General features: G+C 29.8%; 24 protein-coding genes. 14 read left to right on the top strand and 10 right to left on the bottom strand.

Annotated features, from left to right (window positions below):
* Nucleotides 1-8: 8 nt before the first annotated feature.
* Complete coding sequence (locus ACZ49Z_RS07205; RefSeq protein ID WP_464307507.1) at nucleotides 9-137, top strand: FeoB-associated Cys-rich membrane protein; 129 nt, start codon at nucleotides 9-11, stop codon at nucleotides 135-137.
* 7 nt (nucleotides 138-144) lie between these two features.
* On the opposite strand, the gene ACZ49Z_RS07200 is transcribed toward ACZ49Z_RS07205, so the two are convergent.
* Genes ACZ49Z_RS07200 through ACZ49Z_RS07190 form a run of 3 tightly spaced genes read right to left on the bottom strand, consistent with a single transcriptional unit; the run spans nucleotide 145 to nucleotide 2,078 of the window.
* Nucleotides 145-579 carry a hypothetical protein gene (locus tag ACZ49Z_RS07200; RefSeq protein ID WP_464307506.1) on the bottom strand — a complete coding sequence of 145 codons (435 nt, stop codon included), beginning with the start codon at nucleotides 577-579 and terminating at the stop codon, nucleotides 145-147.
* 30 nt (nucleotides 580-609) lie between these two features.
* Nucleotides 610-1,428 carry a ZIP family metal transporter gene (locus ACZ49Z_RS07195; RefSeq protein ID WP_464307505.1) on the bottom strand — a complete coding sequence of 273 codons (819 nt, stop codon included), beginning with the start codon at nucleotides 1,426-1,428 and terminating at the stop codon, nucleotides 610-612.
* A gap of 2 nt (nucleotides 1,429-1,430) precedes the next feature.
* A complete protein-coding gene (locus tag ACZ49Z_RS07190) occupies nucleotides 1,431-2,078 on the bottom strand; it encodes a metal-dependent transcriptional regulator (RefSeq protein ID WP_464307504.1) in 648 nt (215 codons plus the stop codon).
* 87 nt (nucleotides 2,079-2,165) lie between these two features.
* Here ACZ49Z_RS07190 and ACZ49Z_RS07185 point away from each other — a divergent pair, with 87 nt between their 5' ends.
* On the top strand, nucleotides 2,166-4,415 hold the full coding sequence (locus ACZ49Z_RS07185; protein ID WP_464307503.1) for a TonB-dependent receptor: 2,250 nt from the start codon (nucleotides 2,166-2,168) through the stop codon (nucleotides 4,413-4,415).
* Between the two features lie 98 nt (nucleotides 4,416-4,513).
* Complete coding sequence (locus ACZ49Z_RS07180; RefSeq protein ID WP_464307502.1) at nucleotides 4,514-4,903, top strand: acyl-CoA thioesterase; 390 nt, start codon at nucleotides 4,514-4,516, stop codon at nucleotides 4,901-4,903.
* Nucleotides 4,904-4,937: 34 nt separating this feature from the next.
* Here ACZ49Z_RS07180 and ACZ49Z_RS07175 read toward each other — a convergent pair whose 3' ends face one another.
* The 3 genes from ACZ49Z_RS07175 to ACZ49Z_RS07165 form a co-directional block, all read right to left on the bottom strand.
* Complete coding sequence (locus tag ACZ49Z_RS07175) at nucleotides 4,938-5,423, bottom strand: PAS domain-containing protein (protein ID WP_464307501.1); 486 nt, start codon at nucleotides 5,421-5,423, stop codon at nucleotides 4,938-4,940.
* Between the two features lie 156 nt (nucleotides 5,424-5,579).
* Nucleotides 5,580-5,924, bottom strand: coding sequence for a DUF6686 family protein (locus ACZ49Z_RS07170; RefSeq protein WP_464307500.1), 345 nt, complete (start codon nucleotides 5,922-5,924; stop codon nucleotides 5,580-5,582).
* A 1-nt stretch (nucleotide 5,925) separates the two neighbouring features.
* On the bottom strand, nucleotides 5,926-6,831 hold the full coding sequence (locus ACZ49Z_RS07165) for a DUF6607 family protein (RefSeq protein WP_464307499.1): 906 nt from the start codon (nucleotides 6,829-6,831) through the stop codon (nucleotides 5,926-5,928).
* A gap of 107 nt (nucleotides 6,832-6,938) precedes the next feature.
* Here ACZ49Z_RS07165 and ACZ49Z_RS07160 point away from each other — a divergent pair, with 107 nt between their 5' ends.
* The 11 genes from ACZ49Z_RS07160 to ACZ49Z_RS07110 all read left to right on the top strand — a co-directional run bounded on the left by ACZ49Z_RS07160 (nucleotide 6,939) and on the right by ACZ49Z_RS07110 (nucleotide 18,431).
* Nucleotides 6,939-9,059, top strand: a complete 2,121-nt coding sequence (locus tag ACZ49Z_RS07160; RefSeq protein ID WP_464307498.1) for a TonB-dependent receptor plug domain-containing protein — start codon at nucleotides 6,939-6,941, stop codon at nucleotides 9,057-9,059.
* 16 nt (nucleotides 9,060-9,075) lie between these two features.
* Nucleotides 9,076-10,488, top strand: coding sequence for an HmuY family protein (locus tag ACZ49Z_RS07155; protein ID WP_464307497.1), 1,413 nt, complete (start codon nucleotides 9,076-9,078; stop codon nucleotides 10,486-10,488).
* A gap of 1 nt (nucleotide 10,489) precedes the next feature.
* Nucleotides 10,490-10,945 carry a DoxX family membrane protein gene (locus ACZ49Z_RS07150; protein ID WP_464307496.1) on the top strand — a complete coding sequence of 152 codons (456 nt, stop codon included), beginning with the start codon at nucleotides 10,490-10,492 and terminating at the stop codon, nucleotides 10,943-10,945.
* 104 nt (nucleotides 10,946-11,049) lie between these two features.
* Complete coding sequence (locus ACZ49Z_RS07145; protein ID WP_464307495.1) at nucleotides 11,050-12,225, top strand: imelysin family protein; 1,176 nt, start codon at nucleotides 11,050-11,052, stop codon at nucleotides 12,223-12,225.
* A 5-nt stretch (nucleotides 12,226-12,230) separates the two neighbouring features.
* The gene (locus ACZ49Z_RS07140; RefSeq protein ID WP_464307494.1) at nucleotides 12,231-13,637 is read left to right on the top strand and encodes a di-heme oxidoreductase family protein; all 1,407 of its coding nucleotides are present in this window, start codon (nucleotides 12,231-12,233) and stop codon (nucleotides 13,635-13,637) included.
* An 87-nt stretch (nucleotides 13,638-13,724) separates the two neighbouring features.
* Nucleotides 13,725-14,867, top strand: a complete 1,143-nt coding sequence (locus tag ACZ49Z_RS07135; RefSeq protein WP_464307493.1) for a lycopene cyclase family protein — start codon at nucleotides 13,725-13,727, stop codon at nucleotides 14,865-14,867.
* Nucleotides 14,868-14,991: 124 nt separating this feature from the next.
* Entirely contained in the window at nucleotides 14,992-15,402 is a 411-nt protein-coding gene (locus ACZ49Z_RS07130; RefSeq protein ID WP_464307492.1) for a BrxA/BrxB family bacilliredoxin, read from the top strand.
* Nucleotides 15,403-15,507: 105 nt separating this feature from the next.
* Entirely contained in the window at nucleotides 15,508-15,891 is a 384-nt protein-coding gene (locus ACZ49Z_RS07125) for a hypothetical protein (protein WP_464307491.1), read from the top strand.
* Nucleotides 15,892-15,985: 94 nt separating this feature from the next.
* Nucleotides 15,986-16,723, top strand: a complete 738-nt coding sequence (locus ACZ49Z_RS07120) for a lysophospholipid acyltransferase family protein (protein ID WP_464307490.1) — start codon at nucleotides 15,986-15,988, stop codon at nucleotides 16,721-16,723.
* A gap of 1 nt (nucleotide 16,724) precedes the next feature.
* Nucleotides 16,725-17,717: an acyl-ACP desaturase gene (locus ACZ49Z_RS07115; RefSeq protein WP_464307489.1), complete on the top strand. Its 993-nt coding sequence runs from the start codon at nucleotides 16,725-16,727 to the stop codon at nucleotides 17,715-17,717.
* Nucleotides 17,718-17,786: 69 nt separating this feature from the next.
* Complete coding sequence (locus ACZ49Z_RS07110; protein WP_464307488.1) at nucleotides 17,787-18,431, top strand: HD domain-containing protein; 645 nt, start codon at nucleotides 17,787-17,789, stop codon at nucleotides 18,429-18,431.
* A gap of 295 nt (nucleotides 18,432-18,726) precedes the next feature.
* Here the strand turns inward: ACZ49Z_RS07110 and ACZ49Z_RS07105 are convergent, their stop codons facing one another.
* The 4 genes from ACZ49Z_RS07105 to ACZ49Z_RS07090 form a co-directional block, all read right to left on the bottom strand.
* Nucleotides 18,727-19,863 carry an HlyD family secretion protein gene (locus tag ACZ49Z_RS07105; protein WP_464307487.1) on the bottom strand — a complete coding sequence of 379 codons (1,137 nt, stop codon included), beginning with the start codon at nucleotides 19,861-19,863 and terminating at the stop codon, nucleotides 18,727-18,729.
* A gap of 352 nt (nucleotides 19,864-20,215) precedes the next feature.
* Nucleotides 20,216-20,371, bottom strand: a complete 156-nt coding sequence (locus ACZ49Z_RS07100) for a hypothetical protein (protein ID WP_464307486.1) — start codon at nucleotides 20,369-20,371, stop codon at nucleotides 20,216-20,218.
* Nucleotides 20,372-20,558: 187 nt separating this feature from the next.
* Nucleotides 20,559-20,735 carry a hypothetical protein gene (locus ACZ49Z_RS07095; RefSeq protein WP_464307485.1) on the bottom strand — a complete coding sequence of 59 codons (177 nt, stop codon included), beginning with the start codon at nucleotides 20,733-20,735 and terminating at the stop codon, nucleotides 20,559-20,561.
* A gap of 1,014 nt (nucleotides 20,736-21,749) precedes the next feature.
* Entirely contained in the window at nucleotides 21,750-23,507 is a 1,758-nt protein-coding gene (locus tag ACZ49Z_RS07090; RefSeq protein ID WP_464307484.1) for a MutS-related protein, read from the bottom strand.
* Nucleotides 23,508-23,569: the final 62 nt, after the last annotated feature.

The following is a 23,569-nucleotide window of genomic DNA, read 5'->3' as shown; positions in this document are numbered from 1 at the left end:
AAAAAATTATGGACATTCAAAAAATATTAGTTTACATAACACTTGCTGTTGCAATAGGATTTTTAATTCGAAAATTCCTTTGGAAAAAGAAATCTAAAAAATCAAGTTCTTGCGGAGATGATTGTGCTTGCCATTAATTACTAGTTATTTACTTAAAATTTCAAGTAAATACTCGTTTTCTTTAATCGCTATATCTTTTACTCTATTTGGTTTTACTTCAATGGATATAATTGATTTATTATTGCCTAAAATATATTTAGCAAACCACTTTTTATTCTCTTCAAAAGTAGTAGAAGTAACCAAGATTACTTTTTCTTCTATCAGTTTTTTAGATTTATAAACCCCAATATTCATCTCAACCTGACCAATCCAAACACAATTTACACCCTCAGGGCATCGAGAATCTGAAACTAATTTGGTAATTTTCATTTCATAGTCGTTTCCAATAGCCACAGCTTCTTTTGTGTTCAAAAGTATCGTGCTTGAAAGCTTTTCTTTGTTATCGGCCATCACTTCATCTGTATGCTTAGATGCACATTGTGATAAAAAAATGGTTAGAAAAATAAAAACTGTTTTCATAGTATAAAATTTTATACTAATGTAACCATTTTATCCCAAAGCAACATCTAAACTCATCATAACTATAAATCCTCCTATAAATCCGAGTGTTGCAATATCTGTGTTTTTATCCTGTTGTGTTTCTGGAATTACTTCTTCAACCACTACAAATATCATTGCCCCAGCTGCAAAAGCCAACGCATATGGCAAAACTGGTGTAAAAAAAGTGACTGCTACTGCTCCAATTACTCCTGCAATTGGCTCTACAATTGCTGAAGCCTGACCATACATAAAACTTTTTCTTCTGCTCATTCCCATTCTTCTCAATGGCATTGAAACTGCAATCCCTTCAGGAAAATTTTGAATACCAATACCAATAGCTAAAGTCACTGCTCCAGCTATTGAAGCTTCTGGAATTCCTGCTGCAACTCCTCCAAATAGTACACCAACAGCCAATCCTTCTGGAATATTATGAAGCGTAATCGCTAAAACTAACAACGTTGTTCGCTGCCAAGGTGATTTAATACCTTCGCTTTCTTTAAAGTTAATATGTAAATGAGGCAGTGTTTTATCTAATGCAAACAAAAACAATGCTCCCATTAAAAAACCAATAGCTGCTGGCATTACTTTAACAAACCCTTCCCCTTCACTCATTTCAATTGCTGGAGAAAGCAGACTCCAATAACTCGCTGCAACCATCACTCCCCCTGTAAAACCAAGCATTCCATCTAAAATGGTGCGGTTCATCGTTTTAAAGAAAAACACAAAAGAAGCTCCCAATGCTGTAACAAACCAAGTAAACATGGTAGCATAAAAAGCAGCCATAATCGGGTCTATGCTTTCTAAATAATGAATTAAATCTTCATACATAATTATTGAACGTATAAGTTATTTGCTATTTTATTTGATATCGTAATCGTTTTGCTATTCACTTCAATTTTTAATGTTTCATCAAAAGCTTCCTTTTCTAGAATAGTAATAAAAGTTCCAAGGGCAATATTTTTCTTGTCTAGAAATTGTAAAAACTCAACAGAAGTATCTTTAACTCCTACACATTGAAATTTTACTTGTAAAGCTACTTCTGAAAGTAATTTCTTTTGCACTTTTTTTATTTCTCCATCAGCATTTGGAATTGGGTCTCCGTGTGGGTCAAAATCAGGAAACTCTAAGAATTCGTCTAACTTATTAATTAGCTTTTCCGATTTAATATGCTCTAATTCTTCTGCAATTTCATGAACCTCATCCCAAGAAAAATGTAACTTTTCTACAAGAAAAACTTCCCATAAGCGATGTTTTCTAACAATCATTTTGGCAGAATACAATCCTTTCTCTGTTAATGAAACTCCTTGATATTTAATATAACTTACCAAATCTTTTTCGGCTAATTTCTTAATCATATCTGTTACAGATGATGCCTTGGTGTCTAACATTCCAGCAATAGCATTCGTGTTAACTCCCTTTGGAGAAACAAATGAAAGATGATAAATTACTTTAAGATAATTCTCTTCTGAAACCGTCATAGGTTATTTTTTAACAAATATAAATAAATTATTTTTGTTGAACGAAATAATATTTTTAGTTTTGTCTAAAATTATATTTATATATTAATGAAAAAAATATTTATATCAACCATATTGCTTTCTTCGTTCACTTTTGCACAAACAACAATTAAAGGAAAAATTGTTTCTAAAGATGAACCATTAGCTTTCGCCTCTGTATTTATACCAAAACTTAATTTAGGAATTAATGCAGATGAAAATGGTTATTATATTTTAAAAGATATTCCAAATGGAGAGCATACAATCAATTTTTCATTCATTGGTTTTCAAACTCTGAAAAAGAAAATTAAGGTTACGAATGAACAACAGCTCACTATTAATATTGATCTTAAAGAAAATCATACTCTCGATGAAGTGGTGGTTACTGGAACTTTGAAAGCCGTTTCTAGATTAGAAACACCTGTTCCTGTAGAAGTCTATACTGCTACTTTCTTAAAGAAAAACCCAACTCCGAACATTTTTGAAGCCTTACAAAATGTGAACGGTGTTCGTCCTCAATTAAACTGTAACATTTGTAATACTGGGGATATTCATATTAATGGTCTAGAAGGGCCTTATACTATGGTTACGATAGACGGAATGCCAATTGTTAGTGGCTTATCAACCGTTTATGGTTTATCTGGAATTCCTAATTCATTAATAGACAGAATTGAAATTGTTAAAGGCCCAGCTTCGTCTTTATATGGTAGTGAAGCCGTTGGTGGTTTAATAAATATTATTACAAAGAACCCAGAAACAGCTCCATTAATTTATGCTGATGTCTTTACTACTTCTTGGTTAGAAAACAATATTGATTTGGGAGCAAAATATAAAATCGGGAAAAAGGTAAATTCGCTCATGGGAATAAATTATTTCAATTACAACAATCCAATCGACAATAACAACGATAATTTTACAGATGTTACTCTACAGGATAGAGTTTCTATTTTTAATAAATTTACATTTAATAGAAAAAGTGAGAAAGAACTAAGCGTTGCTGGTAGGTTTTTCTATGAAGATCGTTGGGGTGGTGAAATGCAATGGAATAAAAGTTTTAGAGGTGGTAATCAAATATATGGTGAAAGCATCTATACTAAACGTTACGAACTATTAGGAAAGTATCAATTACCTTTTACAGAGAATATATATGCTGCTTTTTCCTATACTAATCACAACCAAAATTCTGTATATGGAGACATCTCCTTCTTAGCGGAACAAGAAATAGCCTATGGGCAATTAACATGGGATAAAGAAATCAAGAATCATGACTTACTCCTTGGTATTGCGTATCGCTATCAATATTATAATGATAATACAACAGCCACAATTCAATCGGAAAAAAGTAAAATTAATAGTTTTTTCATTCAAGACGAAATAAAATTAGCAAAGAAACACAGTGTTCTTTTAGGAGCTCGTTATGATTATAATTCTGTTCATGGATCCATTTTTACTCCCAGAATAGCATACAAATGGAAACCTTCTGAAAATGATGTTTTCAGAATTAATGCAGGAACTGGTTTTAGAGTTGTTAATTTATTCACCGAAGAGCATGCTGCTTTAACTGGATCTAGAGACGTTATCATTACAGAAAACTTAAATCCAGAAACTTCTTATAATGTTAATTTAAATTACTTAAAGAAATTTCAATTTGAGAATGGAGTTCATTCTGTAATTGAATTTTCTAGTTGGTACACTCATTTTGAAAATCAAATTCTACCCGATTATGACACAAATCCAAATCAAATTATATATTCTAATTTGAATGGCTATTCTAAAACCTATGGTGTTACAGGAAACTTAGAATTAATTTTCCCTTTTGGTTTAAAAACACTATTTGGTTTTACCCTTTTGGAATCTAAAAACAAAAGAAATGGAATAACATCTACTCCAATTTTAACTGAAAAATTTAGTGCAACTTGGGGAATTTCTTATGATATTCCTAAATGGTATTTATCAATCGATTATTCGGGTAATTTATATGGACCAATGCGTTTGCCTTTATTAGGTTCATTAGACCCTAGAAGTGAGTATTCTCCAGTTTGGAGTATTCAAAACATTCAATTTACCTATAAAAAAATGAGACGTTTAGAGTTATATGGTGGCGTTAAAAACTTATTGAATTGGACACCCAACAAAAGTAACCCTTTTTTAATTGCAAGAGCTAATGATCCATTTGACAGCGATGTGGATTTTGATGCTAGTGGAAATGCAACTGCCACACCTACTAACCCTTATGCTTTAACTTTTGACCCTAGTTATGTATATGGACCAAACCAAGGTATTCGAGCGTTTTTAGGGCTTCGATATAATTTAAATTAAATCTAAAATAATATTGTTTTCACCTAGATATGTCTTATTTTTGAGTTTTAAATCTCTCAGGAATTTTAGTACAAAATAAATGAGATAATTTACATTTTATGAGCTTAGAAACAAGAATAGAAAATTCAATTACAAGAGTATTTAAAGCTGTTTTTCCTAACACAACCAATCATTACGACACACTTTTTGGAGGAACTGCAATGCAGTTAATGGATGAAGTTGCTTTTATTACAGCAACTCGTTTTAGCAGACAAAAAATGGTAACTGTGAGTAGTGATAAAATTGACTTTAAAAAGCCTATTCCACATGGAACCATAGTGGAATTAATTGGAAAAGTGACCTATCTTGGAAACACAAGTATAAAAGTTAGAGTGGAAATTTTTATAGAGGAGATGTATAATGATACTCGGGAAAAAGCTGTAACAGGAGAATTCACTTTTGTTGCCCTAGATGAAAATAAAAAAGCAGTAAAAATAATTACAGATTAAAACCATATAAAAAAATCCCAGGATTGGGATTTTTTTATGCTGCTTGTTCAAAAGCTATATAATTAAGAAAATTTCCGCTTTTATCAAATTTAGGATGAGCTTCAATTTGGCAAAAATAGATTTCTCCATTTTTTTTGTAATTTAAGATCACTTCTTTAAATGGTTTCTTATTTTTTATAGCGAGACGTATTTTTTCTTTTGTTTCTTCTGACGTTTTTCTACCTTGAAACATCTTTGGAGATTTTCCTTTTATTTCCTGATAATTATATCCTGTCATTTCTGAAATTGAGCTTGAAGCAAAAATAATTTTAAAATCAGCGTCTGTTATTACTATTGTTTTTTTCTCTTTAGTTATAACCTTATTGTAATCCACTTTTTCATTCCACAAAAATTGAATCGCATTAAACTCCTTTTGCTCTGCTCTTGGTAAATTATAGAATTCCCAACTAATTAATGGCAAAGACACTATTTCTGAACTTTCTCTATATTTTGACCATGCTTTGTCATATTCTTCAAACATAATATATTCTATTTATACCAAAACAAAAATACTCATTTACAAAAACAAATAATAAGATACTTGTGCTTTTAACTTTTGTTCAACCTGCCTAAAAACAACAAAGAGCCTCAATTTGTTTTTGAGACTCTCTGTGACCAACCCTACACAAAGCACAACTTAATTTAAAATTAATTTATAATCTATATCACCAAGAGATAAAAATCCTTTTTTATTCTTCAATCCCATTAAACTTCTCAATTCTTTAATTTCAAAGACATCTATCATTATCATTAAATTTTTTTGAGTTGTAGGTATGGGAACTTTCTTTTCATAGATTGAATTTTCATATTCTTTTTCCCAATACTGTTCGTCTATTTTTTCAATATAATCTTTAAAGGTTTCTAATTCAAATTCTGTTAAATTCAATAATATATTATTAAAAGACAATTGAAACATGTTTGCATTTGGACAAAATAACAAAAGTCCATTTGTCGTTCTTTTTATTATTTTTAATCTACACATATTATTTTTTTACAAATGATTCTATGATTTTGTCTGTCTCTGCCTTTGGAGTATCTCCTTTTAAATCGAACAAATGCATGAAAAGAGGTTTGTTATCAACACTTTTTTCAAGATGGATAGTCTGATTTTTTTGAAAAAAAGTTTCCCATTTATCTCTAACGTTTTTCCACATGTTTTTATGCTCTTTCCAATAATTTTGTGCTGCAACACATTTAGAATCTTCTACCTTAACATAGAGATCTAATCCTTTCTCTTGTGCAACCTCAATATCTTTACCATTATCGTCTCTTGCAATTTTTCTATTATCTTGTTCATGCAACCAACCATAATTAGTAATTTCATGAATGTTTCTTCTCTCCAAAACATTATAATCATTTCTAATGGTATGTTCTCTTCTTGGTAAAGGAGCATCTGTTGTGTTCATCCAATAATGTTTTCCATCAACATGCACCCAAGAAGCAGTTCCTTCATATCTAGGACTATCATCTACTTGATATACTTTTTGTGTCCACTGTCCTTTTACTTGCTTTGGTTCTAATTGTTCAAATTTCCATGTTTTGTTCTTAAAAAATTGATAAAAGTTTGTGTTTTCATATATCCAATCTTGTCTCCAATGTTTCACAATAGTTTCGTCTCCTACAATTAATAGATGCTGTAAAACCAATTTATTGGCCGAATCTTCAACTAATTCTACCCATTCAAGACCATAGTCTTTCTTTACTGGTGATGCTTTATAGGTTGAATCTTTCTCATTTTGAAAAGTTTCTGCAAAGTTGAATTTCACTTCATAACAGCCACACATTGCTTTTATGGCTTTTATATCTTCTTGTTTGTTTCCTTTTTGAGCAACTAGAATTAAATTACTAAATAAGGTTGCTACAATAATTATTTTCAATGTAATTTTCATGGTGTGTTTTTTAAAATTTTCTTCGAAGCAAATATATTATATTTATTTGGAATAAATAAAAATAAGATATACTTTTGACGAAAATTTATTAAGAACCTTTCTAAATAATGAAAAACAAACTACTTAACATATTTCTAATTTTCCTTTGTTTTAATGGGTTTACACAAGATTTATTAAAAGACAGTATAATTACTAAACCACTAAATGAAGTTGTTGTTACAGCGCAATTTGAACCACAATCACTAAAAAAATCTGTTCATAATGTTCGTGTGATTACAAAAAATGATCTAAAAAAATTAGCTGCAAATAATTTATCCGATGTTTTAAACCAGTACCTGAATATTACCATTGTTCCAAGCTCAGGAACAGGTCGTTCAACTGTTTCTATGTTTGGTTTAGATAGTAGTTATTTTAAAATTCTTGTAGATAATGTTCCTATAGTTAGCGATAATAGCTTAGGAAATAGTATCGATTTAACCCAGATTAACTTAGATGATATTGAGCAAATTGAAATCATTGAAGGTTCCATGGGTGTAACTCATGGTGCTGGAGCTGTTACAGGCATGTTAAACATAATAACAAAGAAAAATTCACAAAACAAATGGGAAATTTCAGCAAGCATTCAAGAAGAAACTGTTGGAAAAGAATATGCCATTTTTAATAAAGGAAAACATATTCAAACCGTTAAAGTTTCCAATAAAATAAATGAGAATTGGTTTGCCTCAATAGGAATAAATAGAAATGATTTTAAAGGCTATTTAGATGCTAAAAAAGGAGAAAATCATACAGAATCTGATGGAAGAAGAGGTTATACTTGGCTTCCAAAATTGCAATATTTCACTAACGGAGTACTTTCTTATAAAAAAAACGCATTTAGAGCTTTTTATAAGTTCGATTATTTAAATGAAAATATAGATTATTACAATCCAAACCTATTAACTATTGCCAATCCGCCTTTTGGAACCAATACATTCGCAAAAGATAGAAGGTATAAAACATCTCGCTTTTATCATCATTTGAATGGTGTTGGAACATTATTTGCTTTAAAATACAATGTTTCCGTCTCACATCAAAAACAAAGCAGAGCAACAGAAGATTTTGTATATAATTTCCAAAACAATAATGAGGAAGGCAACAATACCACAACTAACCAATCTGCTGAAGTTGTATATTCTACAGGAACCATTAGTAACTTTTTTAAAAATAAGAAAGCCGATTTACAAATTGGATACGAACTTGTAAATAATCTTGGATATGCTTTAGTAGATGGAGAAAATCAATCCTTAGTATTAGTAAGAAAACGATTTGAAAATTATGATTTCTTTATCGCATCAGAAATTAAAGCCACTAAAAAATTATTAGTTAGAACAGGGATTAGAGCTTCAATTCAATCAAAATTCGAGAATCAAACAGCTAGCTCAATAGGTTTACGTTATTTATTTGACAATGAATTTGAAGTACGCTCATCTATGGGAAAATCTTTCAGAGTACCTACTTTTGAAGAATTATATTCTAAAATAAAATTTTCTGGTCATCAATTCTATGGTAATGAAAATTTAGTTCCAGAACAAAGTACGTCATACGATTTTAACATAAAAAAAACAGCATTAATTTCTTCAAATTTAAAAATGTTGAACCAAATATCAGCTGCGTTTTTGAATGTTGATGATCGCATTGATATGGCTTTTGTTGGTTTCGAAACTGGAACAACAGATCCAATATATCAATACATTAATATTAATTCCTATAAAATGTGGAATATTGCAACCACACATCAATTGCACTATAAAAATTGGAATTTCTCTACTGGATTAATATATGTTGGAATTTCTCAGCTTATAGATAATGGAGAAGCAAAGTCTGATGATCGATTCTTATATAATCTACAATTAAACGGAAGTCTTTCCTATGAAATTCAGAAAAACAACATTCAATTTTCTGCTTATTATAAATTCAATGGTAAACAACAACAATTTATCAGTAGCGTAGAAAACAATCAAACTGTTTATAAACTTTCTGAAATTGACAATTACTCTTTCCTAGATGCTTCCGTTAGAAAGTTATTATATAAAAAACAACTAGAAGTTACACTTGGAGCACGAAATTTATTAAACGTAACCAATGTAAATCAAGGAACGATTACAGGAGCACATGGAAATTCGTCAACCATTCTTCTCGGATATGGTCGTTCCTACTTTATTAAAATCGCATACAATTTAAATTATTAACTAAATATATTTTACCATGAAAAAAAGTGTCCTATTATTTTTATCTATAATCACTATAACCATTTTTAGTTGTAGTAAAGACGATGATTCAGAAACATTAGCAACTATTCAAGCAGCCTTTATGAATCAAAGCATTAACTTATCCTCTACAGAAACTACTGTAACTATTGCTTTTTCTAGTCCTACAAATTCTGCTGGAACAATGATACTAAATGTAACTCCAACCAATGTAACTCATGGAACCGATTTTAGTACTAACCCAGATATTTCTGGAACAACAATTTCAGTACCTTTTGCAGCAAATGCTAGCAATACAACGTTTATATTTACCAAATTAATTGATGCAATAGAAGGAGAAACAAAGAATGTTACATTCACAATCCTTTCTAGTTCTCTTTCCAACATTGAGATTCCGACCGCAACAAAAAGCACACAACTAAATTTCAATGAAACGCCTATAACATCAAATACATCTGTAGTAGAAAACGGGGGAAATACACTTCCAAATCAAGTCTATATTGATTTAAGTTCTGGCAAAAAAACATCTATTTCAAGAACCTCTTGGGAATTAGGTTTTCATTCTGGTGCTGAATTTAGAGTAGTATTGAATCCAGCTATTAATAAATTTGCTGTAAAACAACTTTCAACAACTAATATTGATGAAATTCAAACAGCAGATCTAAATGTTACCACAGGAAACTATGACCCAGCAGGTGCAGCCTTTATAGATGATCCTTCTGGTAATTTATTTGGAACTGCAATTGCTGAAATCTCTGCAACTGCAAGTGAAAACAAAGTTTATTTAGTCAATTTAGGTCAAGATGTTGCTACTACAAATGCATCAGGGACAGGAACGGCTTTAACTGGAAACGACAGAGGCTGGAAAAAAATTAGAATCCTAAGAGATGGAAATAACTATAAATTACAATATGCAGCTATAGACGCAACTACTCACAATGAAATAATCATTTCTAAAAATGACAATTTCAATCACGTATTTTTTAGTTTAACAACAAATAAACTGGTTAATGTAGAACCAGAAAAAGGTAAATGGGATTTGAACCTTACTCCTTTTATGAATTATACGCAATATGGAGGTCAAAATGTGACTTACTTTTTTAGTGATGTTGTAATCACAAATGCATTATCTGGCACGACTGCATATAGTGTTGTAACAACAGATTTTGAATTCGATGCATTTATATTAAACAATGTTATAGATTCAAATTTTAACACAACCAACGCAAAAGACAAAAGAGTAATTGGTTCGAATTGGAGATCTACTTTTCCTTCGCCTTCTGTAAAAACAGATCGTTTCTATGTAATCAAAGATACTGCAGGAAATATCTATAAATTAAAGTTCACATCTATGCTCAGTTCAGCTAGTGAAAGAGGAACAACTACTTTTGAATATATTAAATTAAACTAATATGAAATTGTTAAAAATCATAATAATAGTGATAAATCTGTTTGTTGGCGGATTTATGATTTATGGCGGAATTGGAAAATTTAGAGGAGAAACACCACGTCCAGATAAAATTATTGAACAAGTGAAAAATGGAGAAGAGATTGCTCCAAATGAAACCGTTCTAGTTATAAAAAATTATATTTTTGGAATGAAACAAACTGGATATTTCTGGCCATTCTTAGGGATTATGGAACTACTCGCAGGATTCCTTTTGGTAAGTCAAGTTTTTGCAAAAATTGGATCCTTAGTAACTTTTCCATTAACCATTAATATTTTTTTATTTCATCTTTATCTCGAACCTCATGAAATTGGAGAATTAGTACTCGTTACTGCACTTTTAGTTGCAAATATATATTTACTATCTGCACATTATAAAGATTGGAAATCATTACTATTCAACAAATCTATACTTAATTAAAAAAAATCTTTTTTAACCTTATAAATAAATCTTGGATTTTTTTTCAAGATTTATTTGTATTAAGTCTAAATAAATTTATAGGTTTGCAAAATAAAATACAAAACATGAAAAAATTATCCATATTAAAATTATCAACCTTAGTTTTGATAACAGGTTTAACATTCAATTCTTGTCAAAAAGATGACGAAACTATAGATAATAGTAGAGAAATTCTAGAAGATAAAGTCATTAATAATTATGTCAATTTAGTACATGAAAACTATCTGCAATCTTATAATGATGCTGTAAACTTAGAAAGAGCAATTAACGACTTTATTGCTAATCCAAGTCAAACACTTTTTGATAATGCTAAAAACGCATGGAAAACAGCTCGCGAAAGTTATGGTACTACTGAAGCTTTTCGTTTCATAGATGGACCAATTGACGATGCGAACGGACCAGAAGCATTATTAAACGCTTGGCCATTAGATGAAAACTTTGTGGACTATGTAGAGGGTAATCCAAATTCTGGAATTATAAATAACTTGGTAACCTATCCAACATTAAGTAAAGCACTTTTAGAAAGTTTAAATGAAAATGGAGGGGAAAAAAATATTAGCATCGGTTATCATGCTATCGAATTCTTACTTTGGGGTCAAGATTTAACAATACCTAGTGCAAATCTTGCCGGCCAAAGACCTTATACTGATTATCTTGATGGTGGAACTGCTACAAATCAAAATAGAAGAAGACAATATTTAAGCATTTGTGCCGATTTATTAACAGATCATTTAAACTATTTAGTTGAACAATGGAAACCTAACGGAACCTATAGAAATCATTTTGTTGGTTTAAATAATAAAGTAGCTATAGAGAAAATTTTTACAGGAGCTATCGTGCTAGCTAATGCAGAATTGCCTGTTGAAAGAATGAGAACAGCTTTATATGCCCAAGATCAAGAAGATGAACATTCTTGTTTTAGCGACAATACACACAGAGATATTATTTTAAACCTTCAAGGTGTAATTAATGTGTATAAAGGAACCTATGGAACGGTTAGTGGTGAATCTTTAGAAGATTTAGTTAATTCTGTAAACACAAGTGTTGCAAACGATACATCAAATGCTATTACAGATGCAGTAGCAAAAACAAATGCCATATTAACTCCTTTCGATCTAGCTATATCAGAAGGGGCAACTTCTGTAGAAGGTGCAAAAGTGAAAGCTTCTTTAGATGCAATACAACTTTTAAGTTCTAACCTTAAAGCAGGTGCCGAAAAATTAGGTATCATAATTCAATAATAAACATGAAGTTAAACTGCAAACAATATTACTCTTTATTCATAAGTATTATTCTCTTGGGTTGTAGTTCTAATGATGACTCCGATTATCAATTAATTCCAGAAGTGGAAGAACAATATTCTGGAGGTCTAAATGGAACCATTTTTAATACTTCGGCTGAAGCTTTTGGGTTCTTTAGTTTCAGCTTAACTTCTGAACAGCAAACCGATTTTGGAATTGGAAATTCTTTCTTTAGACAAAGTTGGGTTGCTGCCCCTGCCACTACCACTGCTAGAGATGGTCTAGGCCCTTTTTATAATGCCATTTCTTGTGCAGGTTGTCATTTTAAAGATGGAAGAGGAAGACCTCCTGCTTTTGATGGTGATTTAGCAAGAGGGTTATTATTACGTTTAAATATTCCACAAACAGATGCACATGGTGGTTATTTGCCAGATCCTGTTTATGGTGGACAATTACAAGATATTGCAATTGCAGGTCTAACGACACAAGGGAGTTACACAATAACCTATCAGTATTTTAATGAAATCTATGCAGACGGAACAAGTGTTGAGCTTCGCAAACCAATATATACTATTGGACAATTAGGATATGGACCTTTATCTGCTTCAACACAAGTTTCCCCAAGAATTGCAAATCAAATGATAGGTATGGGATTGTTAGAAGCCATTCCAGAAGCAACCTTATTAAGTTTACAAGACATAAACGATACTGATGGCGATGGAATTTCTGGGAAAGCTAATTATGTTTTCGATGTTGAAAGTCAATCAACAAAAATGGGACGTTTCGGTTGGAAAGCAAACCAACCAAGCATTAAACAACAAGTTGCTGGAGCCTTTGCTGGAGATATTGGTATAACATCTTCAATTTTTCCTAACGAAAACTATCCTAGTAATTTCAGTGGAACACCTGTTCCAAATGGAGGAAATCCAGAAATATCCGATGAAACTTTAAATAAAGTAGTCTTATATTCCAGTTCGCTTTCTGTGCCTGCAAGAAGAAATTATGACAATCAAAATATTCTAGCTGGTAAAAAAATATTTGAAGAATTACAATGTGTAAAATGTCATATTCCTAAACATACAACAAGTAATAACTATGCTATCGCAGCATTTAGAAATCAAGTAATTCGACCTTACACCGATTTATTATTACACGATATGGGTGATGGATTAGCAGACAATGCCCCTGACTATTTAGCCACAGGAAAGGAATGGAGAACACCTCCTTTATGGGGAATTGGTCTCATTCCAACGGTTAATAATCATACTTTTCTTCTTCATGATGGAAGAGCAAGAAGTATTGAAGAAGCTATTTTATGGCATGGTGGAGAAGCTTTACAAGCTAAAAATAGATTTAAAAATTTATCACAAGCAGATAGAACAAAAGTAATTGAATTTCTAAAAACACTTTAAAAAATTTGCACGTTATAATTAATTAGAAAGTCAATCTTAATAAAAGATTGGCTTTTGTTTTTTGTCTTACTTCAATATCTTTGAAAAATGCAACACTATGATTATATCTTCACTGGTTCAGGTCTTTCTACTTTAATGACCGTCTATGAAATGATCCTTTCTGGAAAATTTCAGGATAAATCTATCCTGCTAATCGATCAAAACCAAAAGACAAATAATGATAGAACTTGGTGTTTTTGGGATAATTCAGCTCTTTATGAAACAATAATTTCTAAAACTTGGGACAAAGCTCTTTTCTCAAACACAACAACAAAGACACAATTAAATTTTGCTCCTTATCAATACAAAATGATTAAGGCAATTGATTATTACAATTATGTTTTTAAAACAATTTTAAAACAAAAAAACATAACTTTCATCAATGAAAAAGTAATTCATTTCGAAGATTTGCATAATCATTGCATCGTACGTACAGAAAAAAATCATTTTGAATGCTCCAAAATTTTCAATTCTATCCTAGATCTTGAAGTTGTTAAATCGCAAACAAAATATCCTTTACTACAACAACATTTTGTCGGTTGGTTTATCCAATCTAAAGAACCAGTTTTTGATTCAGGTTGCGCTACATTTATGGATTTTTCTGTTTCACAGAAAGGAAACACACGTTTCATGTATGTTTTACCAACCTCTCCAACTGAAGCTCTAATTGAGTATACTTTATTTTCAAAAAATTTACTTCCGAAAAAAGAATATGAAGATGAAATTGTCAATTATATTAAAAATCTAGGGATAAAAGACTATCATGTCATTGAGAAAGAACAAGGGAATATCCCAATGACATGCTATAAATTTTGGAAACACAACACAAAAAATATTATAAATATAGGTTCTGCTGGTGGTTGGACAAAAGCAAGTACAGGTTTTACATTCAAAAATGTAACAAAAAAATCCAGAGCACTAACCCAATTTTTAACCCAAGAGATTGATTTTAGAAAATTTCATAAAAAAGATAAATTTTGGTTGTATGACCAATTGTTTATAGAAGTTCTCTTTAAAGAAAATCATTTAGGATCGCGAATTTTTTCTTCTCTTTTTAAAAAAGGAAATCCAAACCTTATTTTTAAATTTTTAGATGAAGAAACTAGTTATTGGGAAGATCTAAAAGTTATCCTAAAATGTCCAAAAATACCTTTTATAAAAGCATTGATTAGCGCGGTTATCAGATTTTAAATCTGTTTATACCATTATAATAAATCTTTATGATTTCTTTAATTCTTAAAATTATAATTCTCATTATCTTTGTAGCAGATTTTATGAAATCTAAATCTCTAATAAGAAATTTAAAATAAAAAATATGTACCCAGAAGAAATGGTAAAACCAATGAGAGCCGAGCTAACAGAAGCTGGTTTTCAAGAACTACATAATGCAAAAGAAGTTGATACAGTATTAGCAAAAGAAGGAACAACTTTAGTGGTTATAAATTCAGTTTGTGGATGCGCTGCTAGAAACGCAAGACCAGGAGCAAAAATGAGTTTAGAGAATGCTAAAAAACCAGATCATATTGTTACTGTTTTCGCAGGTGTAGATAAAGAAGCTGTTGATAAAGCAAGAGAACACATGTTTCCTTTTCCTCCTTCTTCACCTTGTATGGCATTGTTCAAAAACGGTGAATTAGTTCACATGTTAGAGCGTCATCATATTGAAGGAAGACCAGCAGAATTAATTGCTGAAAATTTAAAAGATGCCTATAGCGAGTATTGCTAAGCTTTAAAAAGAATAAAAAGAAGACCCTTTCAAAATTTATTTTGAAAGGGTCTTCTTTTTTACGCAACCAAAAAGAGAAACGTGCATCTTATATGAAAAATTGCTATGAAAATTATTTTACGAGTTTTAATGCTTGCATTGCTTTTGCAGAGTTTTCAATGTGAAGACGATGTTTTACCAACAACCATAACACCTGAACAACTCGATGCTAAAAAAACTGAAATCACAAACTATATCAATAGTTTTTCATGTGATAATTCTTCTGGTTGCAACAGCATTGCTTTTGGAGCAAAACCTTGTGGTGGTCCTAGAGAATATTTGGTTTTTTCTAATGAAGTAGATTTACCCACTTTACAGCAAATGGTAGATGATTACAATAGTTTAGATGATGCGTATAATATTCAAACTGGTGCTGTTTCAGATTGTGAAGTTGTAACTGCACCCACAAATATTGGTTGCATAGATGGTGTTTGTACTATCATGGATTAACCAATTTATTTTACTTTTAATTTTAAAAACCATTATATTCTCTAATGGTTTTTTTGTTTTTAATATAGTACCTTTGTCTAAATTTTAGACAGCTATGCAAAAGATTATTTCTTACCCAATTTCTATATTGTATACTTTTTTATTTTTATTTTGGTTGTGTCTCTTTCATCCAATACAATGGGTCTGTTTCAATTTGTTTGGATATACAGCACATAAAAAATGCGTAGCCATAATGAATCTACTCTTGGTAAGAAGTACACTTGTTCTTGGAACAACACATTCTTTTAAAGGAATTGAAAAACTTCCTAAAAACGTTCCTTTAATCATCATTGCAAATCATCAAAGTCTATATGATATTCCTCCTATGATTTGGTTTCTTCGTGATTGGCATCCTAAATTTATAAGTAAAAAAGAATTAGGTAAAGGAATCCCAAGTGTTTCCTATAATTTAAGACATGGAGGTTCTGCCTTAATTGACCGAAAAGATGGAAAACAATCATTAGCAGAAATAAAAAAATGTGCTGAATTTATTAACAAAAATAATTATTCTGTTGTCATTTTTCCAGAAGGAACTAGAAGTAAAACAGGTGAACCAAAACCTTTTTCTATTAATGGATTAAAGATGTTATATAAATTTGCTCCAGATGCCTATTTTGCACCTATAACCATTAACAATTCTTGGAAAATGACACGATTTGGAAAATTCCCACTAGGATTAGGTAATACGTTAGAATTTCAAGTGCACGAACCTTTAAAAATTTCAGAATATTCTTTTGATGAAATTTTTGAAAAGACAGAAAACACAATAACACAACACATAAAAAAACAATAAAATGTCAATAAAAAACGTACGCCTAGAAGTAATGCAGTTTTTGGAAAAAAAAATTGATTCCTTTGTTGAAGAATTTTTAATTCCAGTTGAGAAAATTTGGCAACCTACCGATTTACTACCTAACTCTCAAAATGAGAAGTTTTTTGATGAAGTTACAGAATTGAGAGAAATTGCAAAAGATTTACCCTATGATTTTTGGGTAGTTATGGTAGGAGATACCATTACAGAAGAAGCTTTGCCAACTTATGAATCTTGGTTGATGCAGGTTGAAGGTATCGATCAAGAAAATGGTGGGAATGGTTGGAGCAAATGGGTTAGACAATGGACAGGAGAGGAAAATCGTCATGGTGATACTTTAAACAAATATTTATATTTATCTGGTCGTGTAGATATGCGCGAAATTGAAATGACAACTCAACATTTAATTAATGATGGATTCGATATTGGCACAAGTAATGATCCCTACAAAAATTTTGTATATACTAGTTTTCAGGAATTAGCAACTTATATTTCTCACAATAGAGTGGCACAAATTGCAAAGAAATTTGGCGACAAAAAATTATCAAAAATGTGTCGTTTAATTGCTGGAGATGAAATGCGTCATCATCAGGCTTACAGTACGTTTGTGAGTAAAATTTTTGAGGTTGACCCAAGTGAAATGATGTTGGCTTTTCAGCACATGATGAAACATAAAATTACAATGCCTGCACATTTCCTAAGAGAATCAGGTCAAAAAATTAGTACTGCTTTTGAACAATTTTCAGATTCTGCACAAAGAATTGGTGTCTACACTGCAAATGATTATGTAGATATTATGCAAAAATTAATTGATAAATGGGAAATTGATAAAATTGTAAATTTAACAGATGAAGCTGAAAAAGCACGCGATTTCTTAATGAAACTTCCTGCCCGTATGGCAAAAATTTCTGAAAGATTAGTCATTCCTGAAACAGGACATGTATTCAAATGGGTGCAACCTGCATTAATAAAATAGATTTTCAATAAGACAAAAGATGTTGTTTTATTAATTATAACAACATCTTTTTTTAACACTCCCAAATTTATGTCTTTAATAGACAACACCATACTGTTTGTAAAAGAAAAACTCCAACATGCCGAAGGAGGTCATGACTGGTTTCACATTGAACGTGTTTATAAAAATGCACTTTTAATTGCTAAAGAAGAAGACTGTAATCTTGAAATTGTAAAATTAGGTGCTTTACTTCATGATATTGCAGATAGTAAATTTCATAATGGAGACGAAACCGTAGGTCCAATAGTAGCCACTGCATTTTTAGAAAGTCAAAATGTAAATGCGGCTACGATTAATCATGTTGTAGCGATTATTGAGAACATCTCATTTAAAGGTGGCAATTTCGATAAAAAATTTACTTCTAAAGAATTAGACATTGTTCAAGATGCAGACCGACTAGATGCGCTTGGTGCAATAGGAATTGCCAGGACTTTTAATTATGGTGGTTTCAAAAATAGAGCATTATACAATCCATCAATTCAACCTCAGTTAAATATGAGTAGAGAAGAATATAAAAACAGTAATGCTCCAACACTGAATCATTTCTATGAAAAACTTCTTCTTCTTAAAGATAAAATGAATACCGAAACTGGAAAAAAAATCGCAAAAGAAAGACATGTTTTCATGGAGAAATTTTTATCGCAATTCTATGCAGAATGGGAAGGCGAAAAATAGCTTTTTTTATTTTTTCCTATCATTTAATATTAAAATGACATATTCTTATTCTTTTCTTTAACAACTGCTTTTTTTAACTCTTTTGAGGCATATTCGTTGCAGTTTACTATTTGCTCGTTGCAGCTTACTATTTACTCGTTGCAGTTTACTATTTACTCGTTGCAGTTTACTATTTACTCGTTGCAGTTTGCTATTTACTCGTTGCAGTTTACTATTTGCTCGTTGCAGCTTACTATTTACTCGTTGCAGTTTACTATTTACTCGTTGCAGTTTGCTATTTACTCGTTGCAGTTTGCTAATTACTAATTATCTTCGGGTTTAACCAATCGTCCATTTTATCAAACAGTAAATCATATAAACTTCTACGCGTAATGATATACCGAGTTGTTAGCGTCATGCCTTTGGTAATAGTTGTTTTATAACCCGATTTTAATTGTAGGGTATTGTTTTTTACACTACATCTCACCCTGAAAAAAGCTTGATTTTCTTGTATGGTTACATTTTTATCAATATCGATAATTTTGCCCTCTAATAAACCCCACTGGTTATAATTAAAAGCGTCTATCTGGAATTTAACCGATTGATTTTGCTTTAACAAACCAATATCGTTGGGCGAAACAGTGCTTTCTACAATTAAGTTATCTTCTGGAGACAATACAGCAATTGTTTGAGAGGCATTGATAAACGAACCCACTTGAAGCCCTATGAAATTTTCTACACTTCCTGAAACTGGTGCTAAAACAGCATAATTTTTCTCTTCGATTTTGATTTTTTCTATACCTCCGTGCAAGTTTTTAATTCTTTCTTCTAATTCTTGCTTTTGCTTTTGCCAAGCAGCTCTTTGTTGGTTAACAAAACTTTGCAGTGTTTCTTTTGCAAAGCGCAATTCGTATAAATATTTTTCATATTCTACTTGTGCTACTACTTTTTTGTCATATAAGGCTTTATAGCGATTGAAATTAACTTGAGCTTGTGAAATTTTACCTTGTAACTCAATTTTCTGTGCCTGATATTTATCAAAATCTTCTCTAAAAGTTGGAGTTTTTAATAAACCTGATTTATTATTGATGCAATGAGTTACATCTTCTAATAATGCAATTACAGAAGAAGTTATAGTATCTTGTAATTCCTTTTCTGCTTCAAGGTTTTCTTTAGAAACCGTAAACAAAGTATCTCCTTTGCTAACAAAAACATTGTTTTTTATATAGAGATGGGTAATTTTTCCATTAACCAAGGAAGTAATGGGTACATTATCTGTTTTACTTCTAACAATACCTCTACTTTGGCTACTAATATCTATTTTTATAACAGGTAATAAGGCTAAAACGACTATAATAGCAAGAATAACCATTAAGTAAATGGAAACACTTTTTATTTTGTTTTTAGCAATAAGATATTCGGTAGTGTTTATAGGATCTGAACTAAAGTTCATGGTTTATTTTTTTTGTACAAAAAAAATAGAAAACTAGTTGTTTTGCAATAACTTTTAAAAAAGAATCATAACTTTTACACTAAAAAAAGTATAAAGAGCACGCCCCTTGGCTTTACCTTCATCATAAACAAATACTAATAAAAACAGGAATGCTATACTCGCAATAAGAATGTACAATGCTTTTTTTTCATCTCTAATGATTCTGATGTTTATTAATTTTATAAAATGTTATAAAATTTTCTTATCATTTTTTCTATAGCTATCCAATTTGAAAAAATAGTTAAAGAAATTACAAAAATTATAACTCTTGTTGTTAATTTTTTTTTTTGTTTTTTGCTATTTTCCATAAAAACTATTTTGTAATTTCCTTTTTTGAAGCATCACTCCAACCTTCATTAAACCCATTTTTAATTTCATTTGTAGTATGGCTCCAATTAAAAATTAAATCTAATATGAGTTTGAATATAAGTACAAAAAAAATGAATTTTATAAATTGATTAGCTTTCATAATTGATATTATTTTGATTAATATTTCATGCTAAAGTAATTAGCACACTATTTAATTATCTCTTTATCTTGTTTTGCTAAATGTTCTCCATATTTATAGCCTTTTTCAAATGTATACATAGAAAAAATGGCACAAAGTACTTTTGCAAACAAGGTATAGTATAATTTTTTAGTTTTTTAAATAATGGTCATTCATCTAAATTATCATTATTAGGGTTGCCAATAGCATAGTAAATGATATATAACCAGCCACATAAACCATGAAAAATTGCCCAAAATAAAGATTTATTTAGACTCCAAGAAATGGTTACAGCTAAAACTGTTCCTAAGCCTATTGATGATTTAACTATTTCAATCTTCTCCATTTTACTACCTTTTATTTAAAAATAACATTAACAAAGATAATATCACAGAGGGAGAATTAAAGAATACATGCATAAAAAAAACCCACCAAAAACCGTTTTTTAATCTTATGTAGCTGGTAAAAATACCCAAAATAAATTGAGGCAAGATTAATAGTGGTATTAGCCATATATATTTATCTGGTAATATACTATCATAATTGGAAATGTGATAAAAAGCAAAAGCAATTGACAAAAAATAAAAAAAAATAGTATAATATTTTGTGACTACTTTATCAATCAGAGATTGCTTAATCCAGAAAAAAAACAAAAAAACACACAGAATTGTTCCTGTCTTTATTAAAGCTGTTCTCCATGAGTAAAATGTTGAATAAAATTCCCCACCTAAAAACAAGAGTGTTAATATGGAAAAAGAAATAATAAAGTTTATTTTCTTATATTTAAGTGGAAGTCTAAATATTAACTCTTCTAAAAGTGGTCCTAAAAAAAGAATATAGAAATAATTAAACAAAGAATAGTCATTAAACAATTTAGCACTTAGCTGTTGAAATGTTTTTGTCGAAACATTATCATCTATAATACTAAAAACAAGCTGGTTAAAAATAGTAATTGTTACCGACAACACATAAACAATTACAAACAATATTGTAAAAATCAATGTCTTTTCTTTTATTGTAGTAGCTTGTGCAGATAAATATCTGGGGGATTTTAGAAAATAATAAAAATCTGAAATATTCATAACTATTACCCTATTTATAACCAACAATTTCAATAACATTTAATTCTATTAAAATATAGAATAGAACCCTGAAGTTAATTAAAAAACATTAATGATTTATGAAACCCAAAAAAATAATACTTCACTTTTCTTGATTTAGCCATCGTTTTTAAGTATAAAAATTATAAAAGGGATTAAGTTAGAAAACATGTGTGCATTAATAGACCAAATTTTAATCTTGTATATAGTAAATCAAACCTAAAAAATTATTTTGTACAATATATTTTTTGTTAAAAAAACTAATCAATTATTTTATACTCTTTCAATAACCTTATAGCATTCATTGTTTGCGTTACACCAGATACTAATTTATAATCAGGAACCAATTCTCCGTTTTCTTGGTGCAATTCAAAGCACAAATTTTGAATATTATCAGGATAAATTTCAACCATTTTTGTTAAATCAATATCATGTGTAGCAATAATACCTGTTATTTTTGCCTTTGTTTTGATAATTTTTTCAATAAAAAGTTTTGAACCGTTTAGTTTATCTATTGAATTAGTGCCTTTTAAAATTTCATCTAAAATGATAAATTGAGGTTCTTCTCTATTTAATTTTTCAATTAATTGCCTTAATCTTTTTATCTCTGCATTAAAATAAGAACTCCCATCTGTCAATGAGTCGTTCGTCCTCATACTACTAAAAATATTTGAAGGGAAGAAAGTGAATTTATCTGCGCAAACTGGGGCTCCATTCATAGCTAATACAAGATTAACTCCAATACTTCTTAAAAAAGTACTTTTACCAGTCATATTAGCTCCTGTTATTATTGAAATATTATTATTTTTATCAACTCTAAAATCATTTAAAACTCTTGTGTTTTTTTCTAAAAGTGGATGTGAAAAATTTTTAAAATCATAAAACCCTGGTTGTAGAGAGATAACAGGATAAACAAACTCTGGGTTTTTTTGAGCATAAATACTAAAACTTATTAAAGATTCAAATTCTCCCATCATTTCTAACCAAACAGGAAACTTACTCTTTATCTCTTTAAGATGGTTTTCAATTCTATAAGCAAATTGTAAATCCCATAAAACAAAAATATTTAAAAGAATTCCAACAATTGGTATCTTCCTGTTTTCATAATAATTAAGAAGCTTAAATAGTTTTTCTATCGACTTGGAAGCAATTAAACCATCATTGAACTTATCTTTTAAATTATTATTTTTCTTTGCATTAAACTTTTTTTCTTCGATTGACTTAAACAATAAAGAATAAATATTTATTTCATTTGCCTTAAGATTTGCATTTGTATATTGTTTTTTTATTTTTCTTCCATAAAGTCTATTAACCAATAAATAAGATAGTATTGGAAACAATAAAATAGTAACACTAAATATAGAGATATTTAAAAATAGGAATATGAATAAAATTAAAACATTGATTATAGGTATAGCTATAGACAATAATGTTTTTCTTGTATTTCCTAAATAAAATTTAAAGGAAGTATCAATGTATTCTCTTTCATTTGCTTCCTTGGCTTTGGCAAGAAATAAAATATTCCATTCAATATCATTTGATAATTCTTTTATTGCTTCTTGCTTTTGAAGAATAGTTTCAGGTTCTAAAATTGGATAAAGCAAGGAATGTTTTAATGCATTATAACCGTAATATGTTTGAGTAATATTGAGAAAAGAAAAAATAGAATTGGTTCCCAGTATATCAAGATCCTTATCATAAGGATGGTCACTAAACTCCTGAATTTCATTTATTTTTTTTCCTTCTTCAATATCTACACATACCATTATTACATTTTTGTAAAACTTCATTTTTTCTGAAATAGAACTTGCATAAAAGAGTAAAAAAATAAAAGAAAAAAAAGAAAGTGTTAAAAAAAATTGGTAATAATAATTATCTACGTTATTTGCCAAACTATAAAAAAAGAATATCATTATAAAAAAAAGAACAAGCCTTAGGAAACTTATTTTTCTGTCTTTCATTCTTTGTTTTTGCAAGTTATCTGTAAAAACCTTCTTGATTTCTTTTATTTTATCCATTTTTATAAATTGCAAAACTTAGCAAAATATTTTGCTAAGTTTTTTTTAGGTTTTTTAAGTTT

The organism is Flavobacterium sp. KY-23415, assembly GCF_055384985.1.
This window is presented reverse-complemented; position numbering and strand designations above follow the sequence as displayed.